Origin of the sequence: Streptomyces litchfieldiae (assembly GCF_031845365.1) — a bacterium.
Taxonomy (GTDB): Bacteria; Actinomycetota; Actinomycetes; order Streptomycetales; family Streptomycetaceae; genus Streptomyces; species Streptomyces litchfieldiae.
Genome location: NZ_JAVREL010000027.1, coordinates 53,784 through 68,228, shown reverse-complemented (window position 1 = coordinate 68,228; position 14,445 = coordinate 53,784). Strand labels below are relative to the sequence as shown.

11 protein-coding genes and 1 pseudogene are annotated in these 14,445 nt (G+C 72.6%); 5 read left to right on the top strand and 7 right to left on the bottom strand.

Features of this window, described 5'->3' with window-relative positions; translation table 11 throughout:
- Positions 1–184: 184 nt before the first annotated feature.
- The 4 genes from RM590_RS31680 to RM590_RS31665 all read right to left on the bottom strand — a co-directional run bounded on the left by RM590_RS31680 (position 185) and on the right by RM590_RS31665 (position 3,685).
- Positions 185–988, bottom strand: coding sequence for an alpha/beta fold hydrolase (locus RM590_RS31680; RefSeq protein ID WP_311708230.1), 804 nt, complete (start codon positions 986–988; stop codon positions 185–187).
- Between the two features lie 123 nt (positions 989–1,111).
- A complete protein-coding gene (locus tag RM590_RS31675; RefSeq protein ID WP_311708229.1) occupies positions 1,112–2,308 on the bottom strand; it encodes an ROK family protein in 1,197 nt (398 codons plus the stop codon).
- 1 nt (position 2,309) lies between these two features.
- The gene (locus RM590_RS31670) at positions 2,310–2,594 is read right to left on the bottom strand and encodes an SGM_3592 family protein (protein ID WP_311708228.1); all 285 of its coding nucleotides are present in this window, start codon (positions 2,592–2,594) and stop codon (positions 2,310–2,312) included.
- Positions 2,595–2,710: 116 nt separating this feature from the next.
- The gene (locus tag RM590_RS31665) at positions 2,711–3,685 is read right to left on the bottom strand and encodes a TerC family protein (protein WP_311708227.1); all 975 of its coding nucleotides are present in this window, start codon (positions 3,683–3,685) and stop codon (positions 2,711–2,713) included.
- 76 nt (positions 3,686–3,761) lie between these two features.
- Between RM590_RS31665 and RM590_RS31660 the strand changes: the two genes are divergently transcribed.
- Together RM590_RS31660 and RM590_RS31655 are read left to right on the top strand one after the other, a co-directional pair.
- Positions 3,762–4,250, top strand: coding sequence for a YbaK/EbsC family protein (locus RM590_RS31660; protein WP_311708226.1), 489 nt, complete (start codon positions 3,762–3,764; stop codon positions 4,248–4,250).
- Positions 4,247–5,070: pseudogene (locus tag RM590_RS31655) on the top strand (EamA family transporter); the annotation flags it as partial. The gene RM590_RS31660 and the pseudogene RM590_RS31655, both read left to right, overlap by 4 nt.
- 1,291 nt (positions 5,071–6,361) lie before the next feature.
- Here the strand turns inward: RM590_RS31655 and RM590_RS31650 are convergent.
- Together RM590_RS31650 and RM590_RS31645 are read right to left on the bottom strand one after the other, a co-directional pair.
- Positions 6,362–8,671 (bottom strand): glycoside hydrolase family 95 protein, encoded by a 2,310-nt coding sequence (locus RM590_RS31650; RefSeq protein ID WP_311708225.1) that lies wholly within the window; start codon positions 8,669–8,671, stop codon positions 6,362–6,364.
- Positions 8,672–8,815: 144 nt separating this feature from the next.
- The gene (locus RM590_RS31645; protein ID WP_311708224.1) at positions 8,816–9,184 is read right to left on the bottom strand and encodes an ATP-binding protein; all 369 of its coding nucleotides are present in this window, start codon (positions 9,182–9,184) and stop codon (positions 8,816–8,818) included.
- A 224-nt stretch (positions 9,185–9,408) separates the two neighbouring features.
- Here RM590_RS31645 and RM590_RS31640 point away from each other — a divergent pair, with 224 nt between their 5' ends.
- The 3 genes from RM590_RS31640 to RM590_RS31630 all read left to right on the top strand — a co-directional run bounded on the left by RM590_RS31640 (position 9,409) and on the right by RM590_RS31630 (position 11,413).
- Positions 9,409–10,275, top strand: coding sequence for a helix-turn-helix domain-containing protein (locus RM590_RS31640; RefSeq protein WP_311708223.1), 867 nt, complete (start codon positions 9,409–9,411; stop codon positions 10,273–10,275).
- Positions 10,276–10,278: 3 nt separating this feature from the next.
- The gene (locus RM590_RS31635) at positions 10,279–10,515 is read left to right on the top strand and encodes a DUF397 domain-containing protein (protein ID WP_311708222.1); all 237 of its coding nucleotides are present in this window, start codon (positions 10,279–10,281) and stop codon (positions 10,513–10,515) included.
- An 85-nt stretch (positions 10,516–10,600) separates the two neighbouring features.
- Positions 10,601–11,413, top strand: a complete 813-nt coding sequence (locus RM590_RS31630) for an SAM-dependent methyltransferase (RefSeq protein WP_311708221.1) — start codon at positions 10,601–10,603, stop codon at positions 11,411–11,413.
- 49 nt (positions 11,414–11,462) lie between these two features.
- On the opposite strand, the gene RM590_RS31625 is transcribed toward RM590_RS31630, so the two are convergent.
- A complete protein-coding gene (locus tag RM590_RS31625; protein WP_311708220.1) occupies positions 11,463–14,393 on the bottom strand; it encodes a glycoside hydrolase family 2 TIM barrel-domain containing protein in 2,931 nt (976 codons plus the stop codon).
- Positions 14,394–14,445 lie beyond the last annotated feature (52 nt).

Below are 14,445 nucleotides of genomic sequence, written 5' to 3'. Positions count from 1 at the left end.
CACAGGGAGAGGGCGCGCCCGGCGCCGGCCCGGGTCATGGCAGAGCAGGACCGGTGGCCGGTGCGGTGGGCCGGTGGCGAACGAAACGCGGGCCGCGCGCCCTCAGCGGGCGGACGGCGGCGGCGTAACGGCGTGCCAGTAGGACGATCGCATGACAGGCAGCGTAGCGGACCCGGCCGGTGTCTCAGGCGAGGGGTGCCTCCGCGCACCACTCGCGCAGCAACGCGGCCAGCTCGGCCGGCCGTTCCTCGTGCAGATAGTGTCCGCACCCCTCCCACAGCACGACCCGGGACGCCGGGTGGCGCAGCGTGGTGCGCTCCCACGCGGCCGCGGCCGGGGAGGAGTGCACGGCGAGCGAGGGGCAATCCCGGTGCCGCAGATACTCCTCGGCGGCCGGCCGCAGGCCGAAGGCGCCCGGCGCCAGGTACATCGCCTCCCGGTAGCGGACCAGCACGTCGGTGTCCATGGCCGCCATCAGCCGCTCGTGTCGCTCCCTGACGGCGGGCGGAGTGGTTTCGGAGAACGCGCCGCGCACGAACCGCAGCGCCCAGTCGGTGCCCTCGCGGCGCAGCGCCTCCTGCTCGGCGGGCAGCCGTGCCGCCTCGGCGGCGTCGCCGCCGTAGGCGGTGGCGATGGCCACGACGGACCGCACCAGCCCCGGATGCTCCACGGCAAGCGCTGTCACCACCTGCCCGCCCATGGAGTGACCGACGGCGACCACCGGCCCGGTGCCCAACTCCCGCAGCCAGCCCGCGAGATCGGCCGCCACGTCCCGGGGCGCGCTGCGGTCCGGTCGGTCGGGGGTCTCCCCGTGGCCCGGCAGATCCGGTATCAGCACCCGGTGGTACGGGGCGAGCAGCGGCAGGTGCGCGGCCCAGTCCTCGCGGTCGCTGCCCCAGCCGTGGACCAGCAGCAGCGGGGGGCCGGCGGGGCTGGGTGGCGGACCCGAGTCCACCGCGGCGGGTCGGAACGTCCTGGGCACGGGCATGATCCTGCTCCCTCGGCCGAAGGTGGTACCCGGGCGGCGATGCCGAGTTGGTAAGCGATTTCCATCGCCGGGGAGAAGCATAGCCCCGGGCGCGGCCAGTGGCCGCAGGGGCGGGAGAGACGTTCAGTCGCCGGCCCGGCCCACCGCGTCGAGCGCCCCCTCCAGGGCAAAGGTGGCGGCGCCCAGGCTGACCGGGTTGACCTGGATGGGGCTGAGCACGATCTCGGTGCTCTCCAGCGGGCGGCGCAGCGCGTGACGGGTGACCGCCTCGCGCGCCTGCTCCAGCAGCGGGCCGCCGAGCTGCCTGGCGACCCAGCCGGTCAGCACGATGATCTCCGGATCGAGCAGGTTGACGAGGTCGGCCAGGGCGGCGCCGAGATGGCCGGCGGTCGTTCGCAGCGTCCGGGCGGCCACCGGGTCGTCCTCGTCCAGGGCCCGCGCGAGGCGGGCGAGGGTCGCGGTCTGGTCGTCGGCGGCCAGCATCGGGCTGTCCGGGCTGATCTCGCGCAGGCTCCGCATGATGCCGGGGGCGCCGATGTAGGACTCCACACAGCCGCGCCGCCCGCAGTGGCAGGGCCGCCCGTCCAGGACCAGCAGGGTGTGGCCCCATTCGCCCGCGCTGTTGGACACGCCGCGGTGCATCGTGCCACCGAGGGCGATGCCGGTGCCCACTCCGGTGCCGAGATTGACCACCAGGACGTCGTCCCGGCCCCGCGCCGCCCCGAACCACAGCTCCGCGATGAGGCAGGCGCGCATCGGGTTGTCCAGGTAGAGCCGGTAGGGGACCTGCTCGGCCAGCAGGTCGAGCAGGGGCACGCCGTGCCAGTCCCAGTTGGCCGCGAAGACGGAGACGCCGCCCTCGCGGTCCACCATGCCCGGCATGGTGATGCCCGCACCCAGCACCGGCCCGGCGGCGGCGCGGTCGGCCGCCGCGCGCACGGCCCCGGCGATGCGCCGCACGAGCGCGGCCGGCTCGTGGTCGCCCGGCCGCAGCTCCTCGTGCGCGTGGCCCAGCACGCTCAGCGCGAGATCGACGACCTCGACATGGACATAGGTCTCGGCGACATCGACGCCGATCAGCGCGCCGCCCCGCGGGTTGACGGCGAGCAGCCCGCGCGGCCGTCCGCCGCCGGAGTCCTCGAACCCGGCGTCCACCAGCATGCCCTGGTCGATGAGCTCGCCCACGAGCGTGGCCACGGTGGCCAGGCTCAGCCCGGTCGCCGCGGCCAGCCGCGGCCGGGAGGCCGGCGACTCGGCGATGGCCTGGCGCAGGACGCGGTAACGGTTGGCGGTGCGGATGTCGCGCGAGGTGCGCCTCACCTCACTCCCCGCTGCCGTCCTTGCCCTTCCTGCGGAACCAGCGTCGTTTCCGCTGACCACCGGACCGCTGCCGACGGCCCCCCGAGCCGTATATCCAGCCGGCCGGCGGCTCCTCGGAGCGCCAGGGCTGCGGGGCGGGCCCGCCGTCCTTCCAGCGCTCCTGAAGCATGCGCGTCCGGGCTGTCGGCTCGCGTACCTCGGCACCGCGTACGAAGCTCTCGTCCAGCACGACGTCGTCCCACTCGTCGCGCCGGGGAGCGTCCTCGCCGCTCGGCTCCGTCCCCATGAGCTGCCTCCCGTCCACGAATCGGTGCGCGGATCCACCGCGAGGTGAACGCCCCGCGGCGCTCGGTGGTTCCTGACCAGCCGTGGCGCCCCGGGCGTCACCGTACCGAAGATCGCCTACGAACGCGTGTCCGAGGCAGAGATACTCCGCTGCTCCTTGCGCGAGGCCATGAGGCTGGTCACCGTCGTGACCGCCAGCACCGCGCAGATCACGCCCAGCGAGACGAAGGTGTGGATCTCCGGGACGTGCACCCCGGACTCGTGCAGCGCGTGGAGCATCAGCTTCACGCCGATGAAGCCGAGGATGATGGACAGCCCGTAGGACAGGTGGACCAGCTTCTCCAGCAGACCGCCGATCAGGAAGTAGAGCTGGCGCAGGCCCATCAGCGCGAAGGCGTTGGCGGTGAAGACGATGTAGGCGTCCTCGGTGAGCCCGAAGATGGCCGGGATGGAGTCGAGCGCGAACAGGATGTCCGTGCTGCCGATGGCCAGCATCACGATCAGCATCGGCGTGATGAGACGGCGGCCGTTCTCCCGGATCAGCAGCTTGGTGCCGTGATAGCGGTCGGCGGTCGGGAAGCGCCTCTCGACCATCTTCAGGAAGCGGTTCTCCTCGTACTCCTCTTCCTCCTCGTGGCTCCGCGCCTCCTTGATGAGCTTCCACGCGGTCCAGATGAGGAAGGCGCCGAAGATGTAGAAGACCCAGGAGAAGCTGGCGATCAGCGCGGCGCCCGCGGCGATGAAGGCGGCCCGCAGCACCAGGGCGATGAGCACGCCGATCAGCAGCACCCTGGCCTGGTACTGCGCCGGCACCGCGAACTTCGTCATGATCAGCACGAAGACGAAGAGGTTGTCGACGCTCAGGGACTTCTCCGTGACATAGCCCGCGAAGAACTCACTCGACGGCTGCCCGCCCTCCAGCACCAGCAGCCCGATGCCGAACAGCACGGCCAGGACGATCCAGATGATGGTCCACGTCCCGGCCTCCCGGAGCGACACTTCATGGGGCTTGCGCCCGAAGAAGAAGTCGACGGCGATGAGTGCGCACAGCACTGCCACCGTGAGCACCCACATGGTCAACGAGACGTCCACTGTTCCTCCGGTCTTCCGACTCCGTGCTGTGAATTCCTTGGCGCGGCCGGCCGGGAGCCCGCTAGGGTCCCGCTGCATGACAGCGCCGGCCACCGCTCATCCCCGATTCGCCGAGGCCCTGTCCCGCCTGGGACTGGGTGACGTCGAGATCCGTGCCTTTCCCGAGGCAACGCGAACCGCGGCCCAGGCGGCCGAGGCGATCGGATGCAAGCTTAATGGAATAGTAAAGTCGCTGGTGTTCGAGGCGGATAAGGAACCGGTTCTGGTGCTGATGGACGGCGCCTCCCGGGTGGACACCGAACGAGTGGCGGCCGAGCTCGGCGCGCAGCGCGTGCGCCGGGCCTCCGCCGACGTCGTCCGCGCCGCCACCGGCTACGCCATCGGGGGCGTGCCGCCCTTCGGCCACCTCACGCCCCTGCGCACGCTGGCCGACCGCGGCCTGCTCGGCCAGGACGTCGTCTGGGGGGCGGCGGGCACCCCGCACACCGTGTTCCCGCTCGCCCCCGCCACGCTGATCGCGCACGCCGGTGCCCGGCTGGTGGACGTCGCCGAACGCGTCCGATGACGCCGCTGGTGGTGGCCGCGGTGCTGGCGGCGGCCATCGCCCATGCCGCGTGGAACGCCCTGGCGCACGGCATACGGGACCAGGTCGTCGCGTTCGCGCTGATCGGCGCCGCGGACACGGTCTGCGGGCTGGCCATCGCGGCGGTCGCGCCGTTCCCCGCCGCGGGCGCCTGGCCCTGGCTGCTGCTCTCGGCGGCCCTGCACATCGGCTACCAACTGCTGTCGATGCGCTCCTTCCGGCTCGGCGACTTCGGCCAGGTGTACCCGGTCGCGCGCGGCACCGCGCCGCTCCTGGTGACGCTGCTCGCCATCGTCCTCATCGACGAACACCCCGGCGCCTGGGGCACCGCGGGCATCGTCGCGGCGTGCTCGGGGCTGGCCGCGCTCGCCCTGTGGGGGGTCCGCGGCCCCGGCGCCCGCCCGGGCGCCCCGCCCTGCTGGCCGCCATGGCCACCGGTGTGGCCATCGCCGCCTACACGGTCGTCGACGGCGTGGGGGTCCGCGCCGCAGACACGGCCCTGGGCTACACCGGCTGGCTGATCGCCCTCCAGGGTCCGGTCATCCCGCTGCTCGCCCTGGCCGCCCGGGGCCGCGACCTGTTCGCGCAACTGCGCCCGGCCGCCGCGGCCGGACTGGTCGCGAGCGCCCTGTCGACCGCCGCCTACGGGCTGGTGCTGTGGGCGCAGACCAGGGCGCCGCTGGCGCCCGTCGCCGCGCTGCGCGAGTCCAGCGTCGTCGTCGGCGCGGTGCTGTTCAAGGAACGCTTCGGCGCCCCTCGTGTCGCCGCCTCCGCGCTGCTGGCGGCGGGCATCGCCCTGATTCACCGGCGGCTGAAACACGTCGCCCACAAGCGAAAACCGGGTGCCCGGCCGGGGCGGCGCCGGGCAGGATCGCTTCTCATGGAGCAACCTGCCGCGGGGCTGCGGATATACCGTGACATTTTCCGGATACCGGGCGCCCGGGGCTTCGTCGCGGCCAGCCTCATCGGCCGCATGCCCATGTCGATGCTCTCGCTGAGCACCGTGTTCCTCATCACGCATGTGACCGACAGCTACGCCGCCGCCGGCTCGGTCGCCGCCGGGGGAGCGCTGTGCTACGCCGTCGTCGTTCCGCAACTCGGCTACGCCTTCGACCGGTTCGGCCAGCGCCGGGTACTGCGCCCCCTCGCGCTCGCCTTCGCGGCGGCCGGGGCGCTGTTCGTGCTCGCGGCCCAGGCGGACGCGCCGCTGTGGGCGCTCTTCGCGGCCGGCGCCGCCTTCGGCGGGGCGATGCCGCCGCTGGCCGCCCTGGTCCGCGCCCGATGGAGCCACCTGGCGGGCGGCGATCCCACCGGCACGCTGCTGAAGTCGTCCTACTCCTTCGAGTCCGTGGCCGACGAGCTGATCTTCGTCGTCGGCCCGCTGCTCGTGGCCGCGGTGGTGCTGATCCACCCGGCGGGCGGCGTCGTCGCCGTGGTCCTCCTCGGCACCATCGGCAGCCTGCTGCTGGCCGCCCAGCACCGCACCGAGCCGCCGGTGCTGCCGCGCCGGACCACCGGCGGCCGGGCGCTGTCCGTGGCCGGGCTGCGGGTGATGTGCGGGGTGTACGTGTTCACCGCCGCGATGTTCGCCGGCTGGGAGCTGAGCACCATGGCGTTCATCGACGAGCACGGGCAGACCTGGATGGTCGGCGGCGTGATGGCCACCTACGCGCTGGGCAGCGCGATCGGCGGCGTGTGGTACGGCGTGCGGAACTGGCGCCTGCCGCTGGACCGCCGGTTCCTGCTCGCCATGGCGGCCGTGGTGGTGGGCGTCGGACCGCTGTGGGCCATGCCGTCGGTCGCCGCGCTGTGGGCGTTCTCGCTGTTCTCCGGCTTCCTCATCGCGCCGACCATCATCGCCGGGTACAGCCTCGTCCGGCAGGGCGTGCCCGCCGAGACGCTCACCGAGGGCATGGCCTGGCTGTCCACCGCGGTGGGTCTCGGCAGGGCGCTGGGCGTCCTGACGGCGGGCCTGGTCATCGAGTCCCACGGGCCGCGCTGGGGTTACGCGTTCACCCTGGCCTGCGGCTGCGCCGGCCTCGCCGTCGGCGTGCTCGGCCTTCGCCAGCTCAGGGCCCTGGCCACCACCGAGCTCACGCGCGCGGCCTGATCACATAGGACTCCCCGGCCCGGGTGGCGAACTCGGCCACGCCCGGCGCCGGCCGGGTCACTTCGACGGGAGTTCCGCCCTCGCCGGCGACCGTCACGTCGGCCGCCGTGCGGATCCGGGCCGGCCGGCCCAGGCGCGAGGAGAGCCGCGCCTCGGTCAGCGCACCGCCCGACCACTCCAGGGCCACCTCGAAGCCGCCGCGCCCGAGCAGGCCGCGCACCCGGCCCGCGGGCAGCGCGCCGGGCAGGGCGGGCAGCAGCCGCAGCTCGTCCGTGTGGCTCTGCAGCAGCCACTCGGTGATGCCGGCGGTCGCGCCGAAGTTCCCGTCGATCTGGAACGGCGGGTGCAGGTCGAAGAGGTTCGGCGCGGTCCGCTCCGGGGTGAGCTGGTCCGACAGCAGCTTGAACGAGCGGTCGCCCTCGGCCAGTCGCGCCCAGAAGTTGATCTTCCAGCCCAGCGACCAGCCCGTCCCCGCGTCGCCGCGCTGTTCCAGGGTGACCCGCGCCGCCTCGAACAGCTCCGGGGTGTCCTGGGTGATCTGGTTGCTGGGGTGCAGCCCGTACAGGTGGGAGATGTGCCGGTGGTTCTGCTCGGGCGCGCCGGCGTCCCAGTCCTGCTGCCACTCCTGCAACTGGCCCTGGGCCCCCACCCGCATCGGCGGCAGCCGCTTGGCGGCCGCGGCCGCCTCGGCCCGCAACCGGGGGTCGACGTCCAGCACTTGGGCCGCCCCGCACACCGCGCCGAACAGGTCCCGCAGGATCTGGCCGTCCATCGTGGGGCCCGCGCACAGCGTGCCGCCGTCGCCCGGGTGGTGCGCGTTCTCCGGCGAGACGGAGGGGCAGGTGACCAGGTGGCCGCTGTCGGGGTCGGGCACCAGCGTGTCCAGGAAGAAGCGCGCGGCCCCGGCCAGCACCGGGTAGTGCTCGCGCAGCGCCGCCACGTCCCCGGTGAAGCGGTAGTGCTCCCAGACCGACATCGCCAGCCAGGCGCCGCCGGTCGGCCACATGCCCCAGAACGCGCCGTCCGTGGGCGCGGTGCCGCGCCAGGCATCGGTGTTGTGGTGGGCCACCCAGCCGCGCGCCCCGTAGCTGTCGCGCGCGGTGCGGGCGCCGGCCACCAGCAGGTCCCTCAGCAGCGCGAACAGCGGTTCCCAGCAGTCCAGGAGGTTGGCCGGGGCGGCGGGCCAGTAGTTCATCTCCGTGTTGATGTTGATCGTGAACTTGCATCCCCACGGCGGGTCGGTGAGGTCGTTCCACAGCCCCTGGAGGTTCGCCGGCTGGCAGCCGGGCCGGGAGCTGGAGATCAGCAGATAGCGGCCGAACTGGAAGTACAACGCGGCCAGTTGGGGGTCGTCCCCGGCGGCGAAGCCGGCCACCCGCTCGTCGGTGGGCAGCGCGGCCGCCGCGGTGGCCGGGATCTCCAGATCCGCCCGCCCGAACAGCGCCTCGTAGTCGGCCACATGGCGTCCGCGCAGCTCGGCGTAGGGGCGCGCGGCGGCGCCCGCGAGGTCGCGGTCCGCGCGCGCCCGGGGATCGGCGCTCAGATCCTGCCAGTTGACGTAGTTGGTGCCCGCCGAGATCAGCAGGGTCACGGCGTCGGCGTCCGTCACCCGCAGCCGGCCGTCGCACGAGGCGGCCTTTCCACCTTCGGCGGCGGCCCGCACCAGCGCGGTGAAACGCACGCGACCCGCCACCCCGTTCGCGTCCTCGCCGCGCCCCGTCAGCGCGACGGTCGCGTCGTCGGGGGAGGAGACGCCGGTGCCCAGCGGGCTGTCCAGGGTGGCGGTGAAGGTGATCGCGCCCGGCGTGTCGGCCGTCAGCCGCACGACGATGACCTGGTCGGCGGCGCTGGCGAAGACCTCGCGCCGGTGGCGCACGCCGGCGCGCGTGAACTCGACGGAGTGCACGGCGGTGGTCAGATCCAACTCGCGGCGGTAGTCGTCGACTTCCGTTGACCCGCCCGCGCTGTCGAACGACAGTCGCAGGCTGCCCACCGGCTGGTACTGCGGCTGCTTGACCGGGACGCCCATGAAGTCGTCGTCGACGAGCCGCTGCGCCGCGTCCCACTCGCCGGCGAACACCAGCCGCCGGATCTCCGGCAGCGCCTTGAGCGCCCGGGGGTTGTCGAAGACGTGCGGGCCGCCCGCCCACACGGTGTCCTCGTTGAGCTGGAGCTCCTCCGATGCCGTTCCGCCGTAGACCATCGCGCCCAGCCGGCCGTTGCCGACGGGGAGCGCCTCCAGCCACTCCCGGGCCGGACGGGGATACCAGAGTCGGTGTGAGGACGCGGTCACGGCGTGCGGGCCTTTCGACACGGTGGGAAACGGCCAGCCGGAAGGGATCTGATCGGCGTTGCGAACAATATTCGGCTGTGAGTGGATCCTGCCACTTCCGGGCTGTCCGGACGAGATCGGGACGGCGATGGGCCCCGGGGGCGGCTAGACGCCGACGCGCTCCAGGGGCAGATCCGCCCAGACGACGTGGCCGCGGCCGGCGTCGCGCGGACGCACGCCCCAGACCGTGGCCAGGGCGCAGACCAGCAACAGGCCCCGCCCGCTCTCTTCTTCCTCGCCGGCCAGCCGCACGGAGTGCTGGGGACCCACCCCGTCGCTGGCCACGGCGACGCGCAGCAGCGAGTCCAGCAACTGGAGCTCGCAGCCCACGGTCTCGCTGTCGGTGTGCCGCAGTGCGTTGGTGACCAGCTCGGATATGACGAGCTGCGCGTTGTCGCAGATCTCGCGGGGCGCACGCCACTCCGCGAGCTGCTGACGTATGCGTCTTCGCGCTTCGGCCGCCGAGGTGTCCACGGCCGGCAGGCGAAAGCGGAGCCGCTCATTCCGAGCCGCGGGAGTCTCATACCGCGCCAGGGACTGGGCGTGCGAAGAGGAAGCCACCCTCCTACTGTGCTCGGTGTCCCTCTCATCCGGCAAGAGCCAAGCTGCAATTTTCAGAATCGTCGATGTCAGTCTGTCGGATCCGCTGACGGCATGGCACACTTCTTGTCCATGGCAGCAGTTGGAGGGGCGGGGTAGTGGCGAGCGGACAGGCGAGTGGAGCGGCAACGGTGCTGCGGCTCGTCCTCGGCAAGCGGCTCCAGGACCTGCGCGAAGCGGCCGGGATCTCCTTCGAGGAGGCGGCCCGCGCGCTCGACGTCACACACGCCACCATCCGGCGGATGGAGAAGGCGCAAGTCGGGCTCAAGGTCCCGTATGTGGAGAAGCTTCTGCGGATCTTCGGCGTCACCGAGCAGCGGGAGATCGACGCCTTCCTCGGCCTGGTCCGGGAGGCCAACCAGCCCGGCTGGTGGCACCGTTACCGCGACGTCCTGCCCGAGTGGTTCACCGCGTTCGTCAGCCTGGAGGCCGAGGCCGACCAGATCCGCGCCTATGAACCGCACTACGTCCCCGGGCTGTTGCAGACCGAGGCGTACGCCGCCACCGTGCTCCGCGCGGGAATGCCGCACGCCCCCGCCGCCGAGATCGACCGGCTCGTCGCGCTCCGCCTGGCGCGTCAGGAGCTGCTCACCCGCGAGAAGCCCCCACTGCTGTGGGTGGTCATGGACGAGACCGTGCTGCGTCGGCCCATCGGCCGGCCCGACGTCATGCGCGCCCAGATCTCCCGGCTGATCGAAGCCACCGCCTCTCCCCGGGTGCGGCTTCAGGTCATGCCGTTCTCCGCAGGGCCCCATCCGGCGATGTACGGGCCCTTCCACCTCTTCCGGTTCCCCCTGCCGGAGCTGTCCGACGTCGCGTGTGCGGAAAGCCTGGTCGGCGCCGCGTACTTCGACCAGCGCGACGACGTGTCCGGCTTCCGGGAGGCACTGGACCGGATGTGCGCGCAAGCCGCGCCAGTGCACCGCACCGAGGCCATCCTCAGTGCTATTGGCAAGGAGATCTGAACCATGGATCGCATCTACAACGGCATGCCCGCCAAGCTGCTCGGGACGGAAGGATGGCGCAAGCCATGGAGCGGCGGCAACGGCGGGAGCTGTGTCGAGGCCATGAAACTGCGGGACGGCCGTGTGGCGTTGCGCCAGTCGACGGATCCGGACGGTCCCGTGCTGATCTGCTCGCACCTCGAAATACAGAGATTCATCCAGGGAGTGAAGTCCGGAGCCGCGGACTTCCTGCTCGTTTGACCGCGCCAGGGGAAAGGCACGGTGTCCGCCCACGGGGGGGCGGACACCGTGCCTGTACGACACGGACACAGAGACGGAGCATGGTGTGACCGACGAGGGCTTCACGGCCGAACAGATCGACACCAGCAGGCCGCATCCGGCGCGGATGTACGACTACTACCTCGGCGGCCAGGACAACTACGAGGTGGACCGCGCGGCGGCCGAGCGTGTGATCGAGGCGCTCCCGGACATCCGGCTGGCCGCCAGGGAGAACCGCAGCTTCCTGCACCGCGCGACCAAGATGGTCGTCGGGCGGGGGATACGCCAGATCATCGACATCGGGACGGGCATTCCCACCTCGCCCAACACTCATGAGATAGCGCGCTCGGTCGAGCCGAAGGTGCGCGTGACGTACGTGGACAACGACCCCATCGTCGCCACCTACGCCGGCGCCAAGCTGATCAACGACGGCAACGCCGCCTTCGCGCTCGGGGATCTGCGCGACCCCAAGTCGGTGCTCGACCACCCCGCCATCACCCAGCTCATCGACTTCGACGAGCCGGTGGCACTGCTGCTCGTGGCCATCCTGCACTTCATCGAGGACTCCGCCGACCCGGCGGGGATCGTGGCGACCCTGACCGAGCCGCTGCCCCCGGGAAGCTGCCTGGTACTGAGCCACGCCACCCTCGACTTTCACCGCGCCGACCAGATCGCGGCGGTGCGCGAGGTGTACCGGGGCGCGACAGCCACGCTCAACCTGCGGCCGCGCGACCAGGTCATGGCGTTCTTCGAGGGGTTCGACCTGATCGACCCGCCGGGGCTGGTCCAGCCGCCGTTCTGGGCCCCGGAGGCGCCGGTGCCCGACGACCCCATGCTGCACGGACTCGGCTTCTACTGCGGAGTCGGCGTCAAGCGCTGAGGCCGCACCGGGCGGTGGGGACGCGGCTCCCCACCGCCCGGGAGCGCCCTCAGGAGCCGGTCACCTCGCGGAAGGCGAGGGAGAACTCGGCGGCAGCCACGTTCAGTACATACTGCGGCAGCGGGCCGGGTCCGCACGACTGGCTGCCGATGCCGTGCTGGGCGTGGTCGATGTTCACCCACACCGTGTCGCCCGGCACTAGATCGGTGGTGTGCTCGGCGGCGTCGAGCTCGGCGCTGGTCCACCGGCGCGCGGTGAACCAGAACGGCGCCGAACCCGCCGTGACCCGCAGCCCCCCGCCGTCGTCGGCGCGCAGCTCGGCCCAGCGCACATCGGACCGGGCGCCGTTCTCCTGTGGCCGCACATACGGCGTCTGCAACGCGTCGACCGGCATCGCGTAGCGGCCGAGGCGGGAGGCGGCCCGGGTGTCGGGGTACGCCTCGCCGGGGCCGCCGCCATACCAGGACGCCTGCCCGAAGGCGGCCGGAAGCCCGAGGCGGATGCCCAGCCGGGGCAGCGGGCAGGACCACTCGCCCTCCGGGGTGACCGTCACCGTCAGCCGCAGCTCGTCTTCGCTCGCCGTCCACCGGTAGTCGGCGCGCAGGCCCAGATTTGAGGCGGCCGGCGCGACCCTCGTCCGCACGGTGAGCGCGTCGCCGTCCGTGGCGACGCCGTCGATCCGGTGCCGCATCCGGTGCAGGCCCAGCTCGGCCCAGCGCGGGCCGTACCGCAAGTCGGCCTGCCAGGCCGCGCCCATGTCGTTGTCCGTCGGGGCGCGCCAGACGTCCAGGCGCACCGGCTCGTCGAGCGTGATCCCGCCCAGCCTGACCAGCGCCCCGCTGGCCGGGTCGAAGAGGCCGCGGCCGAGCGCGATGCCGTCGGCGCCGCGACTCGGGGCCACGGCACCGCCGGCGGGTGCCGGCCGGGGCGCGGCCTTGACGGCCGACTGGCCCCAGGCCACGACGTGTCCGGCGGCCGCCCACGGGGTGTCGTGGGCAAGGACGGCACGCACCGTCCAGACGGCCTCGCCCTCGCCCCCGGCGGCGGGCGGAGCGGGCAGCTTCACCTCGGCGGACGCGCCCGGAGCCAGCGCGGGAACGGTCAGCGGACCGCTCGCCACCGCCTCGCCGTCGATCTCGTGGACCCACTCGAAGGCGAGGTGCGACAGGTCGGCGAAGTCGTGCCCGTTGGTGATGGTGACGGTGCCCGCGGCCGGGTCGCCGGTGATGCGGACCGGCTCGATGACCTTCTTGTACTCGATCAGGCCGGGCGAGGGGGTGCGGTCGGGGAAGAGCAGGCCGTCGCAGACGAAGTTCCCGTCGTGCAGCTCCTCGCCGAAGTCGCCGCCGTAGCCGAAGTAGACGCGCCCGTCCGGCGTCCGCCGCGGCAGGCCGTGGTCGATCCACTCCCAGACGAAGCCGCCCTGGAGGCGCTCGTAGGTCTCGAACAGCCGCTGGTACTCGGAGAGTCCGCCCGGGCCGTTGCCCATCGCGTGGGCGTACTCGCACAGGATGAACGGCAGCGAGCGCCGGTGCGCGTCCAGCTCCGGGTCGGCCAGCGGCTCCTCCTCGCGGCGGCCGATCAGCTCCACCTCGGCGTGGGGCGCGTACATCCGGGAGTAGAAGTCGCTGTCGGGGTAGTCGTAGTCGTTCTCGTAGTGCACCGCGCGCGACGGGTCGCGGTCGCGGATCCAAGCGGCCATGGCCGAGAGACCGGCGCCGGCGCCGCACTCGTTGCCCAGCGACCAGATGACCACCGACGGGCGGTTCTTGTCGCGCTCGACCATGCGCTGCGCGCGGTCGACCAGGGCGGGGGTGAAGCGCTCGTCGGCGACCGGGTTGCCGCGCCAGTCCTCGAAGAAGCAGAAGCCGTGGGTCTCCAGGTCGCACTCGTCGATGACCCACAGACCCAGCTCGTCGCACAGGTCGAGGAACGCCGGGTGCGGCGGGTAGTGGCTGGTGCGGACGGCGTTGATGTTGTGCCGCTTCATCAGCAGGATGTCCTCGCGCATGGTGTCGAGGTCCAACGCCCGCCCGGTCTCCGGGTGGAACTCGTGCCGGTTCACTCCGCGGAACAGGATCGGCCGCCCGTTCGCCTTGAACACCCCGTCCTCGACGCCGACGGTGCGGAAGCCTATGCGGAGCGGTATCCGCTCGCCCTCGGTGTCCAGTTCGCCGTCGTAGAGGCGGGGCGTTTCGGCCGTCCACGGCTCGACCGGGGCGGTGGCCTCCTCGCCGGTGGCCAGGTCCAGGCCGAGTTCGGGCACGGTGACGCGGCCGGGCACGTCGCAGTCCACGCGCAGGGTGCCGGTGCCGGTGGTGTGGTCGTAGCCGGCGTGCACGAAGAAGTCGGCGGGCGAGTGCTCGGGACGGTGCAGCAGGGTGACGTCCCGGAAGATGCCGGGCAGCCACCACATGTCCTGGTCCTCCAGGTAGGACCCGGCCGACCACTGGTGCACGCGCACGGCCAGCACGTTGCCGCGCTCCCGCAGCAGATGGCCCACGGCGAACTCGTGCGGCAGGCGGCTGCCCTGGAAGGTGCCCAGCTCCTGCCCGTTCAGCCACACCCGGGCCGCGGACTCCACGCCGTCGAAACGCAGCACGCACTCGCCGGCGGCCGGCCAGTCGGCGGGCAGGTCGAAGACGCGGCGGTGGTCGCCGGTCGGGTTCTCGGTAGGGACCCGCGGCGGGTCCACGGGGAAGGGGTAGTTCACGTTGGTGTAGGCCGGAGCGCCGTGGCCCTGGAGCACCCAGTGGCCGGGCACGGTCACCTCCTGCCAGCCGGCGGTGTCGGCGTCGTCCGCGGTGAAGCCGGTGTCCGCGCCCTCGGCGGTGCCCGAGAGGCGGAACGCCCAGGCACCGTTGAGAGACAGCCGGGCGGCATCGGACGCGGAGTACCAGGCGCGGGCGGGGAGCGCGCCGCTGCCGGGGGAGGGGTCCTCGTAGTAGGGGAGCCGCGCGTCCTCGGACCGGGTGTCCATGTGCCTCCTCTGACGTGCCGGCGCGGGCGCCGGATCGTGCCGTGGTGTGTTG

Excerpts from the sequence above, each read along its gene's own strand:
- RM590_RS31680 (WP_311708230.1), bottom strand. The coding sequence starts at position 988 with ATGCCCGTGCCCAGGACGTTCCGACCCGCCGCGGTGGACTCGGGTCCG.
- RM590_RS31670 (WP_311708228.1), bottom strand. The coding sequence starts at position 2,594 with ATGGGGACGGAGCCGAGCGGCGAGGACGCTCCCCGGCGCGACGAGTGG.
- RM590_RS31625 (WP_311708220.1), bottom strand. The coding sequence starts at position 14,393 with ATGGACACCCGGTCCGAGGACGCGCGGCTCCCCTACTACGAGGACCCC.
- RM590_RS31635 (WP_311708222.1), top strand. The coding sequence starts at position 10,279 with ATGGATCGCATCTACAACGGCATGCCCGCCAAGCTGCTCGGGACGGAA.
- RM590_RS31660 (WP_311708226.1), top strand. The coding sequence starts at position 3,762 with ATGACAGCGCCGGCCACCGCTCATCCCCGATTCGCCGAGGCCCTGTCC.